General features: G+C 71.8%; 20 protein-coding genes. 10 read left to right on the top strand and 10 right to left on the bottom strand.

Annotated features, from left to right (window positions below; genetic code table 11):
* Nucleotides 1–19: 19 nt before the first annotated feature.
* Nucleotides 20–1,699: a substrate-binding domain-containing protein gene (locus tag BLT43_RS13755; protein WP_090113718.1), complete on the bottom strand. Its 1,680-nt coding sequence runs from the start codon at nt 1,697–1,699 to the stop codon at nt 20–22.
* Between BLT43_RS13755 and BLT43_RS18940 the strand changes: the two genes are divergently transcribed.
* The 6 genes from BLT43_RS18940 to BLT43_RS13730 are packed head-to-tail and all read left to right on the top strand — an operon-like array spanning nt 1,692 to nt 5,761.
* Nucleotides 1,692–1,952, top strand: coding sequence for a hypothetical protein (locus BLT43_RS18940; RefSeq protein ID WP_131802656.1), 261 nt, complete (start codon nt 1,692–1,694; stop codon nt 1,950–1,952). The two genes, BLT43_RS13755 and BLT43_RS18940, sit on opposite strands and share 8 nt — an antisense overlap.
* Nucleotides 1,949–2,620 (top strand): amino acid ABC transporter permease, encoded by a 672-nt coding sequence (locus BLT43_RS13750; protein WP_090113717.1) that lies wholly within the window; start codon nt 1,949–1,951, stop codon nt 2,618–2,620. Before BLT43_RS18940 ends, BLT43_RS13750 begins: the two co-directional genes overlap by 4 nt.
* Nucleotides 2,617–3,288 carry an amino acid ABC transporter permease gene (locus BLT43_RS13745; RefSeq protein ID WP_090113715.1) on the top strand — a complete coding sequence of 224 codons (672 nt, stop codon included), beginning with the start codon at nt 2,617–2,619 and terminating at the stop codon, nt 3,286–3,288. The genes BLT43_RS13750 and BLT43_RS13745 overlap by 4 nt, the downstream gene beginning before the upstream one ends.
* Nucleotides 3,288–4,022 (top strand): amino acid ABC transporter ATP-binding protein, encoded by a 735-nt coding sequence (locus tag BLT43_RS13740; protein WP_090113713.1) that lies wholly within the window; start codon nt 3,288–3,290, stop codon nt 4,020–4,022. Before BLT43_RS13745 ends, BLT43_RS13740 begins: the two co-directional genes overlap by 1 nt.
* A gap of 4 nt (nt 4,023–4,026) precedes the next feature.
* A complete protein-coding gene (locus BLT43_RS13735) occupies nt 4,027–4,950 on the top strand; it encodes an isoaspartyl peptidase/L-asparaginase (protein WP_090113711.1) in 924 nt (307 codons plus the stop codon).
* A 16-nt stretch (nt 4,951–4,966) separates the two neighbouring features.
* On the top strand, nt 4,967–5,761 hold the full coding sequence (locus tag BLT43_RS13730; protein ID WP_090113709.1) for a transporter substrate-binding domain-containing protein: 795 nt from the start codon (nt 4,967–4,969) through the stop codon (nt 5,759–5,761).
* A gap of 29 nt (nt 5,762–5,790) precedes the next feature.
* Here the strand turns inward: BLT43_RS13730 and BLT43_RS13725 are convergent, their stop codons facing one another.
* Nucleotides 5,791–6,792: a LacI family DNA-binding transcriptional regulator gene (locus BLT43_RS13725; RefSeq protein WP_090113708.1), complete on the bottom strand. Its 1,002-nt coding sequence runs from the start codon at nt 6,790–6,792 to the stop codon at nt 5,791–5,793.
* A gap of 71 nt (nt 6,793–6,863) precedes the next feature.
* Between BLT43_RS13725 and BLT43_RS13720 the strand changes: the two genes are divergently transcribed.
* Genes BLT43_RS13720 through nagA form a run of 4 tightly spaced genes read left to right on the top strand, consistent with a single transcriptional unit; the run spans nt 6,864 to nt 10,467 of the window.
* On the top strand, nt 6,864–7,769 hold the full coding sequence (locus BLT43_RS13720) for an ROK family protein (protein ID WP_090113706.1): 906 nt from the start codon (nt 6,864–6,866) through the stop codon (nt 7,767–7,769).
* The gene (locus BLT43_RS13715) at nt 7,753–8,484 is read left to right on the top strand and encodes a copper homeostasis protein CutC (protein WP_090113705.1); all 732 of its coding nucleotides are present in this window, start codon (nt 7,753–7,755) and stop codon (nt 8,482–8,484) included. The genes BLT43_RS13720 and BLT43_RS13715 overlap by 17 nt, the downstream gene beginning before the upstream one ends.
* A 44-nt stretch (nt 8,485–8,528) precedes the next feature.
* A complete protein-coding gene (nagB, locus tag BLT43_RS13710) occupies nt 8,529–9,311 on the top strand; it encodes a glucosamine-6-phosphate deaminase (RefSeq protein ID WP_090113703.1) in 783 nt (260 codons plus the stop codon).
* Nucleotides 9,304–10,467 (top strand): N-acetylglucosamine-6-phosphate deacetylase, encoded by a 1,164-nt coding sequence (gene nagA / locus BLT43_RS13705; protein ID WP_207497556.1) that lies wholly within the window; start codon nt 9,304–9,306, stop codon nt 10,465–10,467. Before nagB ends, nagA begins: the two co-directional genes overlap by 8 nt.
* A gap of 56 nt (nt 10,468–10,523) precedes the next feature.
* Here nagA and BLT43_RS13700 read toward each other — a convergent pair whose 3' ends face one another.
* From BLT43_RS13700 to BLT43_RS13665, 8 genes are all read right to left on the bottom strand, one after another.
* Complete coding sequence (locus BLT43_RS13700) at nt 10,524–10,748, bottom strand: hypothetical protein (RefSeq protein WP_090113701.1); 225 nt, start codon at nt 10,746–10,748, stop codon at nt 10,524–10,526.
* A gap of 151 nt (nt 10,749–10,899) precedes the next feature.
* Complete coding sequence (locus BLT43_RS13695) at nt 10,900–12,468, bottom strand: ABC transporter substrate-binding protein (RefSeq protein ID WP_090113699.1); 1,569 nt, start codon at nt 12,466–12,468, stop codon at nt 10,900–10,902.
* 31 nt (nt 12,469–12,499) lie between these two features.
* A complete protein-coding gene (locus BLT43_RS13690; RefSeq protein WP_090113697.1) occupies nt 12,500–13,588 on the bottom strand; it encodes a DUF917 domain-containing protein in 1,089 nt (362 codons plus the stop codon).
* A complete protein-coding gene (locus tag BLT43_RS13685) occupies nt 13,588–14,691 on the bottom strand; it encodes a DUF917 domain-containing protein (protein WP_090113695.1) in 1,104 nt (367 codons plus the stop codon). Before BLT43_RS13685 ends, BLT43_RS13690 begins: the two co-directional genes overlap by 1 nt.
* Nucleotides 14,684–16,240 carry a hydantoinase/oxoprolinase N-terminal domain-containing protein gene (locus BLT43_RS13680; protein ID WP_242652301.1) on the bottom strand — a complete coding sequence of 519 codons (1,557 nt, stop codon included), beginning with the start codon at nt 16,238–16,240 and terminating at the stop codon, nt 14,684–14,686. The genes BLT43_RS13685 and BLT43_RS13680 overlap by 8 nt, the downstream gene beginning before the upstream one ends.
* A 17-nt stretch (nt 16,241–16,257) precedes the next feature.
* Nucleotides 16,258–17,934, bottom strand: coding sequence for a dipeptide ABC transporter ATP-binding protein (locus BLT43_RS13675; RefSeq protein ID WP_090113693.1), 1,677 nt, complete (start codon nt 17,932–17,934; stop codon nt 16,258–16,260).
* Between the two features lie 3 nt (nt 17,935–17,937).
* Nucleotides 17,938–18,813, bottom strand: a complete 876-nt coding sequence (locus BLT43_RS13670; RefSeq protein ID WP_090113692.1) for an ABC transporter permease — start codon at nt 18,811–18,813, stop codon at nt 17,938–17,940.
* Nucleotides 18,813–19,841, bottom strand: a complete 1,029-nt coding sequence (locus BLT43_RS13665) for an ABC transporter permease (RefSeq protein ID WP_090113691.1) — start codon at nt 19,839–19,841, stop codon at nt 18,813–18,815. The genes BLT43_RS13670 and BLT43_RS13665 overlap by 1 nt, the downstream gene beginning before the upstream one ends.
* Between the last annotated feature and the right edge of the window lie 94 nt (nt 19,842–19,935).

Raw genomic sequence — 19,935 nt, 5'->3', positions numbered from 1 at the left:
CGTTCTCCTCCTCTTGAACTCAGCTTCGCGCGGCGCCGGCCGGCAGCGCGGCCTCCTCGCCGGCGGTGATCACGTCGATCCCCAGCGCCCGCAGCGCCTGCCGGTCGGCCGAAAGCGCGCCCTCGTCGGTGATCACCGCGTGGATCTCCTCGGCCCGGCCGACCCGGTGCAGCGCGTCGGCGCCGATCACCGTCTGGTCGGCCAGCAGCACGGTCTGGCGCGCGGCCTCGCGCAGCCGCGCCCCGGCCAGCGCCAGCCGCTCGTCCTGCTCCGAGGCCCCGAAGCCCGGCGTCAGCCCGGCCACCGCCAGGAAGGCCCGGTCGGCGCGCATCCGTTCGAACAGCGCGCCGATCGCGGGGCCCACGAGGCAGCGGTCGGCGCTCTGGTACTCGCCCGCCGTCAGCAGCGTGCGGATGCCCGCCGCGCCGTCGAGCCGCTCGAGCACGTCGAGCGCGTTGGTCACGACCGTCACGGCAAAGCCGCCCTCCGCGGCGCGGCGGCGCAGCGCGCCGGCCATCTGCAGCACCGCCTCGCCGGTGCCGAGGATGATCGTCTCGCCGTCGCGCACCATCGCCGCGGCGGTCTCGGCGATCTCGCCCCTGAGCCGCGCCACCTCGGCGGCGATGCCCTCATGCGGCGGGATCACCACCAGTTCGAGCCCCAGCGCCTCGGCCCGGCTCGCCAGAGACTGGCCGAGGCTGCGATACCAGTCATGCGCCGGGTAATGCGGCATGAAGCCGACCCGCCGCCCGGCCAGCGAGGAGCCCCGCCGCACCGGGTCGGGCAGCACGCGGTCGCGATGCGCGAAGGCCTCTAGCGTGTCTGGCGTGACGATGGTGAAGGGCGTCACGATGTCCTCGGGCAGCGGCGTGCCGCGCAGCGCCGCGGCCACGGCATCGAGCGCCATCGCACCCACGCGGCGCGGATGCAGCGCCGCGACGCCCCAGATCCGCGCCGCGTCGCGCATCCGCTCGACGAAGTCGTCGCGCTCGCCGCCGGTGGCGAAGCCCGCGACCTCCATGCCGCGGCGGCGCGCCGCCTCGAGCCCGCCGAGCGCCGCGTGGTCGTTCACGCCGAACACCGCGTCGATGTCGGGATGCGCGGCCATGGCGTCCTGCGCGACCCGCAGCGCGATGCGGAACTGGCCCTGGCTGTTGACCCGGACCAGCTCCAGCGCGCCGCCGAAGCTTTCGCGCAGCCCCGCCTCGAAGCCGCCGGCGCGGGCGCGGGTGTTCTCGAGCTCGGGCTGCGTCAGCATCAGCAGCTTCAGCCGCGCCCGCCCCGACAGCGTCCGGCCGGCATGGCGGCCCAGCTCGCGGCCGGCCTCGTGGTTGTCGGGGCCGAGATAGCAGCCGCCGCGCTGCGGCGCCGACTCGGCGATGAAGGGGATGCCGCGCCGGGTGATCCAGTGGCGCAGCGCGTCGCTGCCGGGCCCCGGCACCGGCGGCAGGATCACCGCGTCGAGCCCGGCCAGCGGGTGCGGCGCCCGCGCCCGCGCCGGATCGAGCAGCGCCGCGTCGGGCAATGTCGCCCCGCCCCGCGTGCGCTTGAGCGCGCCCGCCTCGGCCAGCTCGGCCACGTCGCGGCGCAGCGTCACCTCGGAGACCTCCGGCATCAGCCGCGCCAGCTGCGCGATGGCGATCATGCCGTCGCTGCGCAGCAGGGCCAGGATCCGTTCGTGACGCTTCTTCTTGATCATTTCGACCTCCGATGACCGCTTGACTGATCGAAACCCTGCACGCTTTCCACAAATCGATCGCCCGTATCGCGGCAAAGCGGCCGGTTCCGATCAATTCCGATCACGCCGTGCAACCATGGCGGCCCGGGCGGGGCCGCATGCCCGCGCCGACACGCCCGCGCGGCGAAAACACGATTGCATCATTGACAAGATCGCCCGCCACCGCCTAAGTGAAACCGCTTTCACTCTTGGCGGCGCGGAGGAGGCGACGTGATCAGGTCCTGGAACGCTCTCGAACCCCATCTGGGGTTCCTGCTCGAAGGCTTCGCGCTGACCGTCGCGGCCTGCGTGCTGGCGGTGGCGGGCGCGGTGGTGCTGGGCGCGCTGATCGCCTCGCTGCGCACCGCGCGCAGCCGCGCCGCCCGCGCCGTCGCCGCCGTCTACTGTGACCTGTTCCGCAACGTGCCCTTCATCGTGCAGCTGTTCTTCTTCTTCTACGGCCTGCCCGAGCTCGGCATCTACATCGGCGCCTTCGAGACCGGCGTTCTGGCGATGTCGATCGCCGGCGGCGCCTTCGTCGCCGACGTGATCCGCGCCGGCATCCTGTCGATCGAGCAGGGCGTGATCGAGGCGGCGCGGGTGTTCGGCCTCGGCCGCTGGCAGATCTTCAGCCGCATCGTCATGCCCAACGCGCTGCGCGTCTCGGTCAGGCCGATGGGCTCGGTGCTGATCAACCTCGTTCTGACCTCCTCGATCCTGTCGACCATCACCGTCAACGAGCTGACCGGCACCGCCAAGATCGTCGCCGCCACCACCTTCATGCCGTTCGAGGTCTATGCCGTGCTCCTGGTGCTCTACGCCGCCCTGACCTATGCGCTCTCGCTCGCCGTCGCGGGCGTGCATCGCCGCCTCAACCGCGGCATGCCGGAGGCGGTGGCATGAGATACGCCGACTTCACCCCCTACGACCTCGTGCTCCTGGCGCAGGGCCTCGGCGTCACGCTCGGCCTCTTCGCCGCGACCACGCTGATCGGTCTCGCGCTCGGCGCGGCGCTGACGGTGCTGCACTACTACCGCGTGCCGGTGATCGGCCATGTCGTCGTCGCCGTGACCGAGCTTCTGAAGAACTCGCCGGTGCTGGTGCAGCTCTTCCTGGTGTTCTTCGGGATGCCGGCCTTCTTCCAGGTCAACATGACCCCGGTGACGGCGGCGCTGCTGACGGTGAGCCTCAACACCGCCGCCTTCGCCTTCGTGATCTTCCGCTCCGGCGTCGAGGCGGTCGATCGCGACCAGATCGAGGCGGCGCGGGTCTTCGGCCACAGCCGCTGGCAGATCCTGCGCCGGATCATCTCGCCGCAGGCCGCCGCCTTCTCGGTCGGCCCGCTGATCGGGCTTCTGGTGAACCAGCTGCAGGTCACCTCGCTGATCTCGGTGATCGGCGTCGCCGACCTGACCAAGATCGGCAACATCCTCAACCTCCGCACGCTCGAACCCTTCGTGGTCTGGAGCGTGATCGGGCTGACCTATTACCTCTGCGCCAAGGCGCTGGCCGCCCTCGGGGGCCGGCTCGAGCGGCACCTGCGCAGATCCGTCGTGTGGCAGGGACTCTGATGATCGAGATCAACAACGTCGAGAAGCGGTTCGGCAGCGCCGAGGTGCTCAAGCGCATCAACCTCAAGGTCGAACCCGGCGAGGTGGTGACGATCCTCGGCTCCTCGGGCTCGGGCAAGTCGACGCTGATCCGCTGCATCAACGGGCTCGAGACGCTCTCGGGCGGCGCCATCCGGGTCGACGGCAACGACGTCTCGACCGCCGCGGGCCTCGCCGCGGCGCGCCGCCGCTCGGCCACGGTGTTCCAGCTGTTCAACCTCTACCCGCACATGACGGTGCTGCAGAACGTCACGCTCGCGCCGATCCACGTGCTGGGCCAGCCCCGCGCCGAGGCCGAGACCCGCGCCCGCGCGCTGCTCGACCTGGTCGGCCTCACCGCGCAGGCCGACGCCTACCCGCAGCGCCTCTCGGGCGGCCAGCGCCAGCGCGTCGGCATCTGCCGGGCGCTGGCGATGCAGCCGCGCTACCTCTTGCTCGACGAGGTGACCAGCGCGCTCGACCCGGAGATGACCGGCGAGGTGCTCGACATCCTCGCCCGGCTCGCGGCGGAGGGCACGACGATGGTCTTCGTCACCCACGAGATCGAGTTCGCGCGCCGCATCTCCGACCGCATCGTGTTCCTCGAGGCCGGCGAGCTGATCGTCGACATGCCGGCCGAGGCCTTCTTCTCCGAGGAGGGCGGTCTCGCCGTGCCGCGGATCCGCAAATTCCTCTCGAAGATGACGAAAGACTGACCCCGTGATCCTGCTTGCAAACTGCGAGGCCGAGCCCGGCTTCTTCCATTCCGTGGCCGCGCTGAAGGCCGGCACCGGCGCCGTCGACGCGCTGGTCGAGGGCATCGGCCATGTCGAGGCCGACCCGGCGGTGCGCTCGGTCGGCTATGGCGGCTGGCCCAACATGATCGGCGAGATGGAATGCGACGCCGGCGTCATGGACGGCACCACCCGCGAGGTCGGCGCCGTCGGCGCGGTGCCGCGCACCCTGCCGGTGGCGCGGCTCGCGCGCGAGGTGATGCGCCGCCTGCCGCATGTCATGCTGACCGGGGCCGGCGCGCGCAGGTTCGCGGATGAAAGCGGTTTCAGCCGCGACGAGATGCTGCATCCCGACAGCGCCCGCGTGTGGTGGGACAAGCTCGAGGGCCTGCTCGACCCGGCCCAGCGGGAGGCCTTCCCCGACCTGCCGCTCGCGCCCTTCTCCAAGGCGATCACCGACCCAGAGCGGGTGCGCGACACCACCGTGTTCCTCGGCCGCGACGGCCGCGGCGACATGGCGGCCGTCACCTCGACCTCGGGCTGGGCCTGGAAATATCCCGGCCGGCTCGGCGACAGCCCGATCCCCGGCGCCGGCTTCTACGCCGACAGCCGCTTCGGCGCCGCCGCCTGCACCCATACCGGCGAGATGACCATGCGCAGCGCCACCGCCCACGCGGTGGTCCACGCCATGCAGCTCGGCCACGATCTCGACCAGGCGGTGGAGGCCGCCGCGCGCGACCTGCTGGCGCTCGAGACCGGCTTTCTCGGCGAGGTGGTGATCCACGCCATCGACGCGTCCGGCCGGCACCGGGTGGTCAACCTTCTCGGCCGGGCCCCGGTGTCCTACTGGATCTGGACACCGGAGATGGCAGAGCCGGAGCGCCGGCTCTCGGAGCAGTTTCAGTCTTAAACCAAGGGAGGACCCCATGAAGACCCTGTTGAAGAACGCGGTGATGGCCGCGGCCGCCGCGCTGACGCTCGGCGGCGCCGCCAGCGCCGGCACGCTCGAGGACATCGTCGAGCGCGGCGTGGTGCGGATCGGCGTGTCGCTGGGCGGCGAGCCGATCGGCTTCCGCGACGACCGCAACAACCCGGTCGGCTACGACGTCGACGTCGCCACCATGCTGGCCGAGAAGATCGGCGTGCCGGTCGAGTTCACCGACGTCTCGGGCGATGCCCGCGTCTCGATGCTGGTCTCGGGCCAGCTCGACGTGGTGGTGGCCAACACCTCCGCGACGCTGCCGCGCGCCCGCGCGGTGAGCTTCTCGATCCCCTACAACCGCGCCGGCCTGCGGGTCATCGCGCAGGCGGATTCGGGCATCGACAGCATCGCCGATCTCGACGGCAAGAAGGTCGTGGTCGGCCGCGGCACCACCGGCGAGACCTTCCTCAAGCGCGAGGTGCCCGGCGCCGAGCTGGTCTACACCGACAACTTCTCGCCCGACGGCGTGCTGCTGCTGCGCCAGAAGCGGGTCGATGCCGGGATCGAGGACAGCTCGCTGCTCGACTACCTCGCCACCCAGGAAGAGAGCCTCAAGACCCTGCCGGGCCTGCATTCGAACGACCCGATCGGCATCGCCATCGCGCAGGGCGACCCCGCCTTCCAGCGCTGGATCGACATGTTCGTCTCCGACTACATCCAGTCGGGCGCCTACGAGGCCAACTACAAGAAGTGGTGGGGCGACGACGCCAACCCGCCCGAGCTGAAGACGCTCTGGTAAGCGTCGCGACCGGGCTGGGGCGTCGCGCCTCAGCCCGTGCCGCGCGGCACGAAGCCGGTGCGGATCTCGTGCAGCTCGCCGCGCGCCGAGAACCCGGCCGGATCCTTCAGAAACAGCGCCACCCGCTCGATCAGCACGCTCTTGTCGAAGCCGATGGTCGAGATGTCGTAGGCATCGAAATTGGTCCGGCTCAGCGCGTCGAAGCCGTAGAGCAGGTAATCCTGCGGCGGCCGCAGCCCGGCCCGCCGCAGCCCGTCCATCACCCCCATCGCCATGGAGTCCGAGGTGCAGAACACCACGTCCGGGCCATCCTCCGGATCGATCCGCGCCGCCGCCTTCAGCCCCGAGGCATAGGAGTAGTCGCCTTGGATCTCTTGCGCGATCGCGATGCCGCTGGCGGCGCAGTGGCTGCGGTAGAAGCCGCAGCGCGCCTGCTCGACCAGCGACGAATCCCGCCCCGTCACCAGCACCGCGCGCCGCGCCCCGCGCGCCGCCGCCCGCTCCACCGCCGCGGCGATGCCGGCGGCGTCGTCGACCACGATCCGCGCCGATTGCAGGTCGGCGCGCCCGTTCAGCATCAGCACGTTGTCGCTGTGGAACAGCTCGCGCACCGTCTGCGCGTCGGCGAAGTCCGAGAACACCAGCGCCGCGTGCACGTGGTAGGCGACGCTGTTGCGCAGGAAATCCTCGATCCGGCGGGTCTCGCCCACCCGGATCAGCACCGCCTGCTTGCCGAGCGCCTGGATCCGCTCCAGCAGCGGGTCGATCAGGTCGAGATCCGACAGGTCGTTGAGATGGTTGACCAGCACCGCCACGAGGTCGAGCGACTTGGTCGCCAGCCCCCGCGCCAGCGGGTTCTGGTTGTAGCCCAGCTCCGCCGCCGCCTTGAGCACGCGCTCGCGCTTCTCCTGCGAGACGGGCCGGCGCACCGGCGACAGCGCGCGCGACACGATCGCCGGCGCGACGCCGGCGCGGCGCGCCACATCGGCAATGGTCGGCCGCTTGTCGCGGCTGGCAGGATCATCGGGCATTCGGGAAAGCTCGCGAGGTTCGCCCCGGGAGTTAGCGAAAAACCGGGGCCAAGGAAACAGGACAGACCCGCATGATATGCGCATTCGACATCGGCGGCTCCAAGATCGCCGCCGCCACGCCCACCTCCGGCGACCCGGCCCGGCTGAAGCCGCTGGGCGAGGTGCAAACGCCCACCGACGACTTCGACGGCTTCTGCGCGGCGCTCGCCGCCCTCCTGCCGCCCGGCGCGCACCGCGCCGGCGTCTCGGTCGCCGGGGTGATCGCGCCGGGAAACGGCCGCCTCTCCAGCGCCAACATCCCCTGCATCCACGGCCGCCCGCTCGCGCGCGATCTGACCGAGCGGCTCGGCCTGCCGGTCGACGTGATCAACGACGCCAACGCCTTCGGCCTGGCCGAGGGCGTGCTGGGCTGCGGCGCCGGCCACCGCGTGGTCTTCGCCGCCATCCTCGGCACCGGCATCGGCGGCGCGGTGGTGATCGACGGCCGCGTGCATGAGGGCCGCGCCGGCACCGCCGGCGAATGGGGCCACGGCCCGGCCTCGGCCACCGACCCCGCCGCCCTGCTCCGCCTGCCCTGCGGCTGCGGCCAGACTGCTTGCGTCGACACGCTGGGCGGCGCGCGCGGGCTCGAGCGGTTGCACCGCCACCTGCACGACCGGCGCGCCACCAGCCACGAGATCCTGTCGGCCTGGCACGCGGGCGACCCGGCCGCCGGGCGCACGCTCGGCCTCTATCTCGACGTGGTCGGCGGCGCGCTCGCGGCGGCGGCGAACCTGATCGACCCCTCGGTCGTGCCGGTCGGCGGCGGGCTCGGGCAGGACGCCCGCCTCGTCGCCGCGCTCGACGCCGAGGTCCGCGCGCGCATGATCGCGCCGCCGGACACACCGCTTCTGCGACAGGCGGTCCTGCAACCCCATGCGGGCCTGATCGGCGCCGCGATCCATGCCGGGAGGTGCGGCCATGACCGGAACGCTTGAGGTCTGCATCGACGACGCCGAGGGCCTCGCCGCCTGCCGCGACGCCGGCGTCGACCGGGTCGAGCTCTGCGCCGCGCTGGCGCTCGGCGGGCTGACGCCCGGCCCCGGCCTGATGCGCGCCGCGGCGCGCTCGGGCCTGCCGGTCTACGCGATGATCCGCCCGCGCGCCGGCGGCTTCGTCGCCACGCCGGACGATCTCGCGGTGATGCGCGACGACATCGCCATGGCCCGCGACTGCGGCCTCGCAGGCGTCGTGCTCGGCGTCGCCCGGCCCGACGGCACCCTCGACATGGCCGTGCTCGAGACGCTCTGCGCCGCCGCCCACGGCATGGGCCGGACGCTGCACCGGGTGATCGACCTCGTCCCCGACCCGCTCGCGGCGGTCGATCAGGCCGTGGCGCTGGGGTTCGAGCGGGTGCTGAGCTCGGGCCAGGCCCTTCGCGCGCCCGACGGCGCGGAGATGCTGGCGCGGATGCACCGACACGCCGCCGGGCGGATCGAGGTCATGGCCGGCGCCGGCGTCACCCCCGACAACGTGGCCGACCTCGCCCGCGCGACCGGAATCGGCGCCTTCCACGCCTCCTGCGGCACGGCCGCGCCCAACCCGCCCGAGATCGTCGCGATGGGCTTCGCCGCCGCAAGCCGCGCGCGCACCGAGGCCGGGCGCATCCGCGCCCTCAAGGCCCGGATCGCCGCGCTCGACCCGCCCGCCTGACCGGGCCCCGCGCCCCCCTCCCCCAACGCCGGAAGACAGACCCCATGAAGATCCTCATCCTGCCGGACCCGGACGCCGCCGCCGCGCGCGTGGCCGACATCATCGCCCGGACCCTCGTCGCGCGGCCCGAGGCGGTGCTGGGCCTCGCCACCGGCGGCACGATGGAGCCGGTCTATGCCCGGCTCGTCGCACAGGCCCGGTCGGGCCAGGTCGCGCTCGACCGCATGACCGGCTTCAACCTCGACGAATATGTCGGCCTGCCGCCCCGGCACCCGCAATCCTACCACGCCTTCATGCGCGCCCATCTCGCCGCGCCGGCGGGGCTCGACCCGGCCCGCCTGAACCTGCCGCGGGGCGACGCGCCCGACGCCGCCGCCGAGGCCGCGCGCTACGAGGCCGCGATCGCGGCTTCGGGCGGCATCGACCTGCAGCTCCTCGGCCTCGGCGCGAACGGCCATATCGGCTTCAACGAGCCCAGCTCCTCGCTGGCCTCGCCCACGCGCGTCAAGACGCTGAACCACGCCACGCGGGCCGCCAATGCCCGCTTCTTCGGCCCGGGCGAAGAGGTGCCGCGCCACGCCATCACCATGGGCATCGCCACCATCCTGCGCGCGCGCCATGCGCTGCTGCTGGCCACCGGCGCGCACAAGGCGCAGGCGGTCGCGGCGATGGTCGAGGGCCCGGTCAGCGCCCGCTGCCCGGCCTCGGCGCTGCAGATGCACCCCGCCGCCACCATCGTGCTCGACGCCGCCGCGGCGGCCAAGTTGGAGCTGCGCGACTACTACGAGACCGTGCACCCCGAGGGCCGGGAGCCGTGCCTTGCCTGACGCCGCCCGCTTCGTCCTGCTGCCCGGCCAGCTCTATGACGGCGACGGCGCGCTGCCGCGGCCGGGCCGCGCCGTGATCGTCGAGGAGGGCCGGATCCTCGCCGTGACCTCGGCCGAGGCCGCGCCGGCCGGCCTGCCGCGCCTGCGCGTGCCCATCGCCGCGCCGGGCTTCATCGACCTGCAGATCAATGGCGGCGACGGCGTGATGTTCAACGACGCGCCGGAGCCCGAGACGCTCGCGCGCATCGCCCGCGCGGCGCGGCGCGGCGGCACCGCGCATCTGCTGCCGACCTTCGTGACCGCGCCGGGCCGCGCCTATGCCGCCGCGATGGACGCGGTGCGCGCGGCGCTGCGCGCGCGCCTGCCCGGCATCCTCGGCCTGCATCTCGAGGGGCCGTTCCTGTCGCCCCGCCGCCCCGGCATCCACCCGCCCGCCGCGATCCGCCCGATCGCGCCCGAGGACGTCGCGGTGCTCGAGCGCGGCATCGGCGGGCCGCTCCTGCTCACCCTCGCGCCGGAGGAGGTGCCGCCGGGCACCATCGCCCGGCTCGCCGCCGCCGGCCTGCGGGTCTTCGCCGGCCACAGCGAGGCGACGCTGGAAGAGGTGGCCTCGGCCGCGGATGAGGGGCTTCGCGGCGGCACGCATCTCTACAACGCCATGTCGCAGCTCACCGGCCGCGGCCCCGGCCTCGTCGGCGCGCTTCTGGGCGACGACCGGCTTTTTGCCGGGCTCATCGCCGACGGCATCCACGTCCACGGCCAGAGCCTCGCTCTGGCGCTGCGCTGCAAGGGCGCGCGCCGCCTCTGCCTCGTGACCGACGCGATGGCGACGCTCGCGGCGCCCGACGCCGCCTTCACGATCAACGGCAAGCGCATCGCGCAGCGGGGTGGCCGGCTCGCCGATGCCGAGGGGCGGCTGGCCGGCGCGCATCTGGCGATGGACGAGGCGGTGCGCAACATGATCGGGATGGGCGGCGCGACCCGCGCCGAGGCGCTGCGCATGGCCTCGACCACACCGGCCGCGGCGCTCGGGCTCGGGCACGAGCTGGGCCGCGTCGCGCCGGGCTACCGCGCCTCGCTGACGCTGCTCGACGACGATCTCGAGGTGCTCGGCGTGGTGGTGGACGGCGCGACCTTCCTGAAGGACATCGACTAGGCCCGCGCCGCGCGCGGGGCCGGCGGGCGCGCCCGGCCCCCCGGCGAGGCCCGGCCTTACAGGTAGAGCGAGCCGCCGAAGATCCGCTGCACTTCGCCGGCGCGGGTCAGGCCCTTCGCGGCCAGTTCCTCGTCGGTGGTTTCGTTCAGCTTGCGCAGCTGCTGCATGCGCGGGCCGGATTCGGCCATCGCGACGAACACGCGGAAGATCGCGCGCAGCGGCGCCAGGGCGATCTCGCCGAGGTTCCGGTGATCGGTGGCCTGCGTCGTGGTGAATGCCATGGGACTGTCTCTCTCGCTTGAAGATCCGTCCCCTCCCTGACCGCGAACATACGCCGCGCGGTGTGGGGGACAACCTGCGAGAGAGACTGCCCGGGTTGCAGCCAGCGCAAGGCGCGCGATGCGCCGCCCCGGCGGGGCGGCGCAAGCGGGGTCAGTCGCAGTTCCAGTGGTAGCGCGAGAAGTCGAACTCCCAGCTCTGCATCGGCACCCACTCGAAGCCCTCGAGGCAGGCATTGACCGCGTGGCGGCGCTCCTGCGTCAGAAGCCAGACCGAGCGCTGGTCCTCGACCAGCTTGGCGTAGATGTCCTGGTAGATGCCGTTGCGCGCCTCGGTGTCGGTCTCGGCGCGCGAGGCGGCGATCATCTCGTCGATCGCCGGGTCGTCGACCCAGTCCATGCTCGACCACGTGCCCGCCGCGTCGGAGGCGTACTGCACGTAGAACACCGAGTCCGGCGAAGGATAGGTCGGCCCGTAGAACACCTGCGTGGCGTGCGGCGTCGTCTCGACCGAGGTGGCGAGTTCGGTGATCCGGTTCCACGGCTCGGGCTGGATCGTCACGTCGAAGCCGATGCTGTCGAGCGTCGCCTTGAACAGCAGCGCGATCTCCTCCTCGAAGGCGGTCTTCGAGACATAGGTGTGCACCAGCTCGATCGGCCCCTGCCCGGCATAGGGCGACTTCGCGAGCTCCGCCTGCGCGGCGGCGAGGTCGAATTCCGGCGCCTTGGCATCCGCCGGCACCGCCGCCTCGAAGGCGTCGGCCAGCGGGCCCTTCAGCGGCGCGCCCGGATAGATCACCTCGCGGATCGTGGCGTAGTCCATCGCCATGGCGATGGCGCGGCGCACATGCACGTCGTCGGTCGGCGCCTTCTGGTTGTTGAGCTTGATGTAGAGCCCGGTCGCGGTCGGCGCGGTCAGGATCTCGTAGCCCTCGACCGCGGCGATGCCGTCATAGGTCTCGGTCGACTGGTACTGCGAGGAGATGCCCAGCTCGCCGCGCTGCGCCAGCGCCCGCACCGTCGCCTCGTCGCGCGTCACCACGAAGCGCAGCTCGTCGATCGGGCGCCCGGCCTCGGGAAAGCCGCCATGGTAGTCGGCGTAGCGCGACAGCGTCATCTGCGCGCCCCGGTCCCAGCTCTGCAGCGCGTAGGGCCCGGCGCCGTAGCCGGCCTCGGCCAGCAGCTGCTCGCCCCATGCGTCGCCCTCGCCCGCCTCGGCCTCGACCGCGGCCTCATTGACCACCAGCACCAGCGGCGTCACCGAGATGAAGGGCGCGTAGACCTTCGACAGGGTGATCTCGACGGTCCGCTCGTCGAGCGCCTTCACCGCATCCTCGGCGACGAGGTCCTTGAACAGGTAGCTCGGCCCCTCGTTCAGCGCCAGCATCCGGCGCAGCGAGTAGACCACGTCGCCGGCGGTGACCGGGCTGCCGTCCTGGAAGGTGGCGTCGGGCTTCAGCGTGAAGGTGTAGGTCAGGCTGTCCTCCGAGATCTCCCAGCTCTCGGCCAGCTGCGGCACCACGGCGCCGCTGCCGTCGACGGTGGTGAGACCGTCATAGAGGTTCACCGCCGCCATGTACTCCGTGTAGTCGTTGATCTTGGCCGGATCGATGGTGCCGAAGATCTGCACCGCGTTCACCGTCACCGCGACCTTGTCGTCCTGCGCCTGCGCCGGCAGCGCCGCCGCGAGGGCCAGCGCCGAGGCGCCCAGTAGCTGTTTCATCGTCTCACTCTCCTGTTGGGGGCCGCGGGTCTTACACGCCCTTGGCCAGGGTCTCGATCGGGGAAAACGCGTGGTCGTAGCCGAAGTATTGTGGCCCGGCCAATTCCAGCCCGGCCGGGCTGCGCCATTGCGGATCGGCCGGCAGGCCGATCAGCCGCAGCCCCAGCCCGTAGCGCAGCGTCTCGGTCGTCACCGGCAGCCCGCCATCGGCGTCGAGCGCGCAGATCAGGTCCGGCGTCAGCGCCATCGGCCGGCCGGCATCGTCCTCGAGGCAGAGGAACTCGTTCTGGAACGACAGCACGAATTCCCGCCCCTGGTCGGCGTCGAGCCCGCGCAGCCGCGCCCGGCCGCGGGCAAAGCCGCCGGTGGTGCGGCGGTCGATGTCGACCACCCGCGCGGTGCACAGGTCATGCCCGCCGCAGCGCGCGATCAGCGCGTCGCCGGGGTGGCGGTTGGCGGCGCGCTCGGCCGCGATGGTGCGGCCGATCTCGTGCACCAGCCCGAGCGTGCCCTTCAAGAGGCCGCGCTTGGCCGCCGCCCCCACCATCGGGTAGAGCGCGACCAGCGCCGCGCCGCCCATCTCGATGGTCTGGGCGCGGGCCAACCGCTCGGTCCAGAGGTTCGACACCGCGTTCAGCACGCTCGAATTGCCCTTGTCGTCGGCCAGCACCATCGGGCTCGCGCCGATGTCGTGCAGCGTCAGGCTGACCATCTGCAGCTCGGGAAAGGCCCGGCCCATGCCGTCGGCATCGACCAGCGGCAGCCCCGTGGCCGCCGCCACCGCGAAGGGGATGGTCGAGTTCAGCCCGCCTGCCTCGATGCAGACGAGGTAGTCCGCCTTGCGCCCCAGATAGGCCTCGAGCGCCGAGAGCGCGGCCAGCGCCTCCTCGCCGCTCGGCAGCTTCTCCAGCATCACCGTCGGCGCGCCCATCATGCAGACCGGCACGCAGAGCGCGTCGTCGGGCACCTCCGACAGGTCGGCCACCCGCACCGCGCCCTCGCCGATCGCGGCGCGCGCCATCAGCTTGCCGATATAGGGATCGCCGCCGCCGCCGGTGCCAAGGAAGGCGCCGCCAAGCGCGATCGCCTCCATGTCGTCGGCCGTGATCTCGAGCGCCATCACGCCGCCTCCGACATCGGGCGGTAGACGAGATCGGGGAAGCCGAAGGCCCCCGGCCCGATCACCTCGAGCGCCTGCGGCGTGCGCAGAAGCTCGTGGCAGGGCAGCGCCAGCACCGCGACGCGCTGGCCGTAGCGCAGCACCTCGGTGGTGATCGGCAAGCCGCTGTCGAGGTCGAGCACCACCACGAGGTCGGGCACGCAGACCTGCATCTCGCCGTCGCGGCGGAAGATCAGGAACTCGTTCTGGATGGTGATCTCGCCCTGCGAGCCGCGGCAATCCTCGAGCCCCTCGATCGCGGCCACGCCGACATTGAAGCCGCCGCGGAAATGCCGCTTGAGATCGGTGATCTTGCCCGAGAACATGCGCCGCCCCTTCTCGCGCGCGCAGATCGCGGCGATCGGGTCCTCATGCGCGCGCCGCGCCTCGATCACCGCGCGCCCCAGCCCGATCGCCTGGGTGTAGCTGTGCGGGATGGCGTGACGCTTGAAGAAGGCGCCCGACATCGGCGCCGAGGCCAGCACCGAGGCCCCGCCCTGCGCGATCACGCAGGCCCGCGCCATGGTCTCGTGCCACTTCTCGCTGATCGCGTGGTCGAAGATCACCGCGTTGCCATGCGGGTCGCACATCACCGACGGGGTCGAGCGGTGGCCGTAGATCGCGTAGGTGGTCATCTGCATCTCGGGGAAGGCGCGGCCCATGCCGTCGCCATCCACCACCGGCAGCCCGGCCATCGCGGCGGTGACCAGCGGCTCCATCGAATTCTGGCCGCCGATCTCCTCGCAGCCCACCGCGTCGGCGGTGAAGCCCATGCGTTCTTCGAGAGCGCGCAGGCAGCGCAGCCCCTCGCGCCCCTCCTTGATCCGCTCGAAGGACACCAAGGGCGCGCCGATGCCGCCCATCGGCACCACCTTCGCCTCGTCCTCGAGCGCCTCGATCGGCAGGATCTTCAGCTCCAGCCCCGAGCGCAGCGCCTCGCGGGCGCGCAGCTTGCCGATATAGGGGTTGCCGCCGCCGCCGGTGCCGAGGATGCCGGAGCCGATCTCCAGCGCCTCGATGTCGGCCTCGGTCAGGCTCCAGCACTTGTCAGCCAGATCACGCATGAACGCCTCCCATGTCGCCGACCACCTTGAGATGGATGCGCGTGGCGTTGCCGGGCAGGTAGGCCAGCGGCACGTCCTCGCGCTCGATCACCGAAAGCGTCTCCTCGACCGCCCCGGCCGCCACGGCGGCGGCGCGGGCCTCGCTCTCGGCCGCGGCGAGGCAGTCCTCGCGCGTCGTGCCGTCGAGCGCGAAGATCCGGTCGACCTCGCCCGAGATCTGCGCGATCGCGGCACCCACGGCGTTGGCCACGGCGAAGTTCTCGGGGCGCAGCACCTCGAGATCGCCGATCCGCTCCGGCGCGAGGATCGAGCCGCCGCCCACCGCGATCACCGGGATCGGGTCGGGGCTGATGCGGCTGCGCTCGACCGCCGCCTCGAGCATTTCGGCGATGCGCGCCCGCGCCGCGGCGACGAGGTCGTCGTCGATGCCGGCCGCGCGCTCGGGCTCGCCCACCTCGGCCATGCCGGCGCGCACCGCGATGTCGGTGGTGGTCAGCGTCTCGCCGCCGAAGACCAGCGCCTCGCGGGTCAGCCGGTAGCCCACGGATTTGGGCCCGATCGCCAGGTCGGAGGCCCCGCCCTGCACGATGCTGCCGCCGCCCAGACCGATCGAGAACACGTCGGGCATGCGGAAGTTGGTGCGCACGCCGCCCACGTCGACGACCGTCGAGGCCTGCCGCGGGAAGCCGTGCTGCAGCGCGCCGACATCGGTGGTGGTGCCGCCGATGTCGATCACGATCGCCTCCTTCACGCCGGTGAGGAAGGCGGCGCCGCGCATCGAGTTGGTCGGCCCCGAGGCGAAGGTGAGCACCGGGAAGCGGCGCACCATCTCGGCGCCCATCAGGGTGCCGTCGTTCTGGGTCACGAAGAAGGGGCAGGTCAGCCCGGCCTCGGCCAGCGCCGCGCCGAAGGCGTCGACGGTGCGGTCCGACAGGCCCAGAAGGGCCGCGTTCATGATCGCCGCGCTCTCGCGCTCGAGCAGGCCGATCCGGCCGATCTCGCTCGACAGCACCACCGGCAGCTCCGGGCAATGCGCCTGCAGGATCTCGCGGGCGCGCTCCTCCATGCCGCGGTTGATCGGCGAGAACACCGAGGAGATCGCGGCGGCGCGGATGCCCTTCTCGGCGATCTCGCCGGCGATGCGCACCAGCTCGTCCTCGTCGAGCGCGGCGATCTCGCGGCCGTCGAACTCGTAGCCGCCGCGCAACAGGTAGCGGTGGCCGCCGACCATCTCGACCAGGTCCTCGGGCCAGTCGACCATCGGCGGCAGGCAGGCGGTGGCCGGCAGGCCCAGCCGGATCGCCGCCACCGGGTCGAGCCCGCGCCGCTCGATCACGGCGTTGGTGAAATGCGTGGTGCCGATCATCGTCACGTCGATCTCGTCGCGCCCGATGCCGGCCTTGGCGATCACCGCCTCCAGCGCCGCGCTGATGCCGCCGATCACGTCCTCCGTGGTCGAGGCCTTGACCCCCGCCAGCACCTCGCGGTCGCGCAGGATCACCGCGTCGGTGTTGGTGCCTCCCACGTCGATGCCGAGTCTCACCACCATGTCTCTCTCCTTCCAGCTCATGCCGCCGAGGGCACGAGAAAGCGTTGTTTCTCTTCGAGTGTGACGCGCGGCTTAGCGGCCTCCTCGGCGTCGGTGACGACCGGGATCGCCGCGATCAGCGCGCGGGTATAGGGATGGGCGGGCGCGCCGAAGACCTCCGAAGGCGTGCCCTGCTCGACCAGCTCGCCGCGCAGCATCACCGCGATGCGCGAGCAGAAATTTCGCATCAGCGACAGGTCGTGGCTGATGAAGAGATAGGTCAGCCCCAGCTCGTCGCGCAGCTCCTCCAGAAGCGCGATCACCCGCTTCTGCACCGCCACGTCGAGCGCCGATGTCGGCTCGTCGAGCACGATCAGCTTCGGGTCGGCCGCCAGCGCCCGGGCGATCGCCACGCGCTGCTTCTGCCCGCCCGACAGCTCGTGCGGGTAGCGGCTGGCGAAGTGGCGCGGCAGCCCGACCCGCTCGAGCAGCGCCTCCGAGCGGCGCGACCCCGCGCGCCCGTCATGCCCGGCGAAGCGCAAGGGCACCTCCAGCGTCTGCGCCACGGTGCGCTTGGGGTTCAGCGAGGTGCCGGGGTTCTGGTAGACGATCTGCGCCATCGCGCGGTCGGCCCGCCCGCCCTGCATCTGGTCGAGCGGCACGCCGTCGATCGTGACCCGCCCCGCGCTCGGGCGCATGATCCCCATGACGATCCGCGCCAGCGTGGTCTTGCCCGACCCGCTCTCCCCCGCGAGACCCATGATCTCGCCCTTCGCGATGTCGAGATCGACCCCCTTCACCGCCGCCACCTCGCGGTCGGGGCGCAGAAGCCGCTTCTCGGTGAAGCTCTTGGAGATGCCCTCGAGCCGGACCAGAGACCCGCCGCCCGAGACCGGCTGGTCCTTGACGCCTTCGCCGTAAAGCGGCGGAATCGCCCCGATCAGCTCGCGCGTGTAGTCGGTCTTCGGCGCCTCGAAGATCTCGGCGATCGGCCCGTGCTCGACCACCTCGCCGCGGTTCATCACGTAGACGTAGTCGGCCGTCAGCCGCACCACCCCGAGATTGTGGGTGATCATCAGAAGCGACAGCCCCTCCTCGCGCACCAGCCGGTTGATCAGCGCCAGGATCTCGTCCTGCGTGGTGACATCCAGCGCGGTGCCCGGCTCGTCGGCGATCAGAAGCGCCGGCCGGTTCATCAGCGCCAGCGCGATCAGCACCCGCTGGCGCATCCCGCCCGAAAGCTGCGCCGGGTAGGCCCGCATCACGCGCTCGGGCTCGGCCAACTGCACCTTGCGCAGCACCTCGGCGATGCGCCGCGCCCGGTCGGCCCGGCTCGCGCGGCGCCCGGCGCGGCGGTCGGCCCAGTAGAGCACGTCCTGCAGGTGCCGGCCGATGGTGAAGACCGGGTTGAAGGAGGAGAGCGGGTCCTGCATGACCACCGACATCTCGATGCCCTTGAGCCCCTCGCGCGCCGCCTCGCTCTTCTGCAGCAGGTCCTCGCCGCGCCACAGGATCTCGCCGCCGGTGACGCGGGCATTGCCGGGCAGCGTGTTCAGCACCGCCTTCGACGTCACCGACTTGCCCGAGCCGGTCTCGCCGATCAGCGCCACGCGCTGGCCCTCGGCGATCTTCAGCGACACGTCGCGCAGCACGCTCTGGGTGCGGCCGTAGCTGGTGAAGGAGAGGTCGAGATTGCGGATTTCCAGTAGGCTCATCGCTCAGACCTCCACGTCGAACATGTCGCGCAGCCCGTCGCCGAGCAGGTTGAAGCCGAGCGTCGCGAAGAAGATCGCGAAGCCCGGGGCGAGCACGCCCCACCAGTGCTCGGGCAGGAACTGCCGTCCGTCGGCGACCATGGTGCCGAGATCGGGCGTCGGCGGCTGCACCCCGAGCCCGAGGAAGGACAGCGTCGCGCCGAACAGGATGATGAAGGCCGCGTCCAGCGTGGTCTTGACCGAGATCACCGCGATGCAGTTGGGCAGGATCTCACGGCACAGCACGTGCAGATGCGAAGCGCCGGCCAGCCGCGCCGCCTCGACATAGTCCTCGGCGGCCACGGACTTGGCGACCCGGTAGACCAGCCGCGCGTGCCAGGTCCACCACAGCAGCGCGATGGCGATCATCGCGTTGGTCAGGCTCGGGGTAAGCACGTTGCCCACCGCGAGCGCCATGACCAAGGGCGGGATCGCCAGCATGACATTGGTGAAGCCGGTGATCAGCGTCTCGACCCAGCCGGTGAAGTAGCCGGCCAGAAGGCCCAGTATGCCGCCCAGCGGCACCGCGATGGCCAGCACGCCGCCGACCAAGAGGAGCGAGACCCGGAAGCCGTAGATCACCCGGCTCAGCACGTCGCGCCCGACCTTGTCGGCGCCCAGCAGGTAGGTGCCGTCCGGGGCGGCGTGCTTGTTGCGGAAGTCGATCACCGCGCCGGCATGGTCGGGAAAGGGCGCGATCAGCGGCGCGAAGATCGCCGCCAGCACCACGGTCGCGACCATCAGCGCGCCGATCACCGCCACCGGGTTGGCGCGGAAGCGCAGCCAGGCCATGCGGCGCGCCGAGAGGATCTCGACCTGTTCCTCGACGATGGCGGCCATCAGCGGCTCTCCTTGATGCGGATGCGGGGGTCGATCAGGCCGATCACCACGTCGATCACGAGGTTGGCCACGACGAAGAAGCCGCCCGAGACCAGCACCACCGCCATCACCGTGTTGAGGTCCTTCTGCAGGATCGCCTCGAGCCCGGCCGAGGCGAAGCCGCCCCAGGAGAACACCATCTCGACCACGAAGGCGTTGCCGATCAGCGAGGCGAACTCGAGCCCCATGATCGTCAGCGGCGCGATCGCCGAGAGCTTCAGAAGGTAGCGGAAGGTGACCACCCGCGCCGGCACGCCGAAGCTGCGCAGCGTCTGGACGTGGTCGCGGCGGCGATGCTCGATCATCGCCGAGCGGGTGATGCGCATGATCTGCCCGATGCCGGACATGGCCAGCGCGATGGCCGGGAAGGCGAGGTGGCGCAGCGCGTCGGCGGCGATGTCGAACCGGCCGGTCAGCACGCCGTCCAGCACAAGAAGCCCGGTCGGCCCCTCGAAGCCCGCGAAGTCGCGCGACAGCCGCCCGAGGATCGGCCAGTCGGTCAGCCAGTAGGCGGCGCCCAGTTGCAGCAGGATCGCGAAGAGAAAGCTCGGCATGGTGACGCCCACCAGCGACACGATCCGCAGCACCGCGTCGAAGGCGCTGTTGCGGTAGCGCGCCGCCAGCACGCCGAGCGGCACGCCCAGTGTCAGCATGATCACCAGCGTGACCAGCACCAACTCCAGCGTCGCGGGCAGCAGCGCCGCGATCTCCTGCGCCACCGGCTGGCCCGAGATCAGCGAGTTGCCGAAATCGCCGCGGATCGCGCCGCCGAGGAAATCGACGAACTGCATCGGCAGCGGGTCGTCGAGCCCCATCTCGTCGCGCAGCTGTTCCACCTGCTCGGCCGAGGCGGTCGGCCCCAGCGCGATCCGCGCCGGATCGCCGGGCACCACCCGCGCCAGCACGAAGATCATCAGCGCCAGCACCAGCAGCACCCCGGCAAAGCCGGCCACGCGCCTGAGCATGAACTCCAGAAATCCCGCCGCCATGCAGCCCTCCTCGTGTTGGACGCAGGCTGCCGCAAGGTCGCCCTGCCGCGACAGCCGGCAGGGGGATAGGTTTTCGACGAAGAGGGATAGGTTT

It is taken from the genome of Limimaricola pyoseonensis (assembly GCF_900102015.1).
Lineage (GTDB): Bacteria > Pseudomonadota > Alphaproteobacteria > Rhodobacterales > Rhodobacteraceae > Limimaricola > Limimaricola pyoseonensis.
This window is presented reverse-complemented; position numbering and strand designations above follow the sequence as displayed.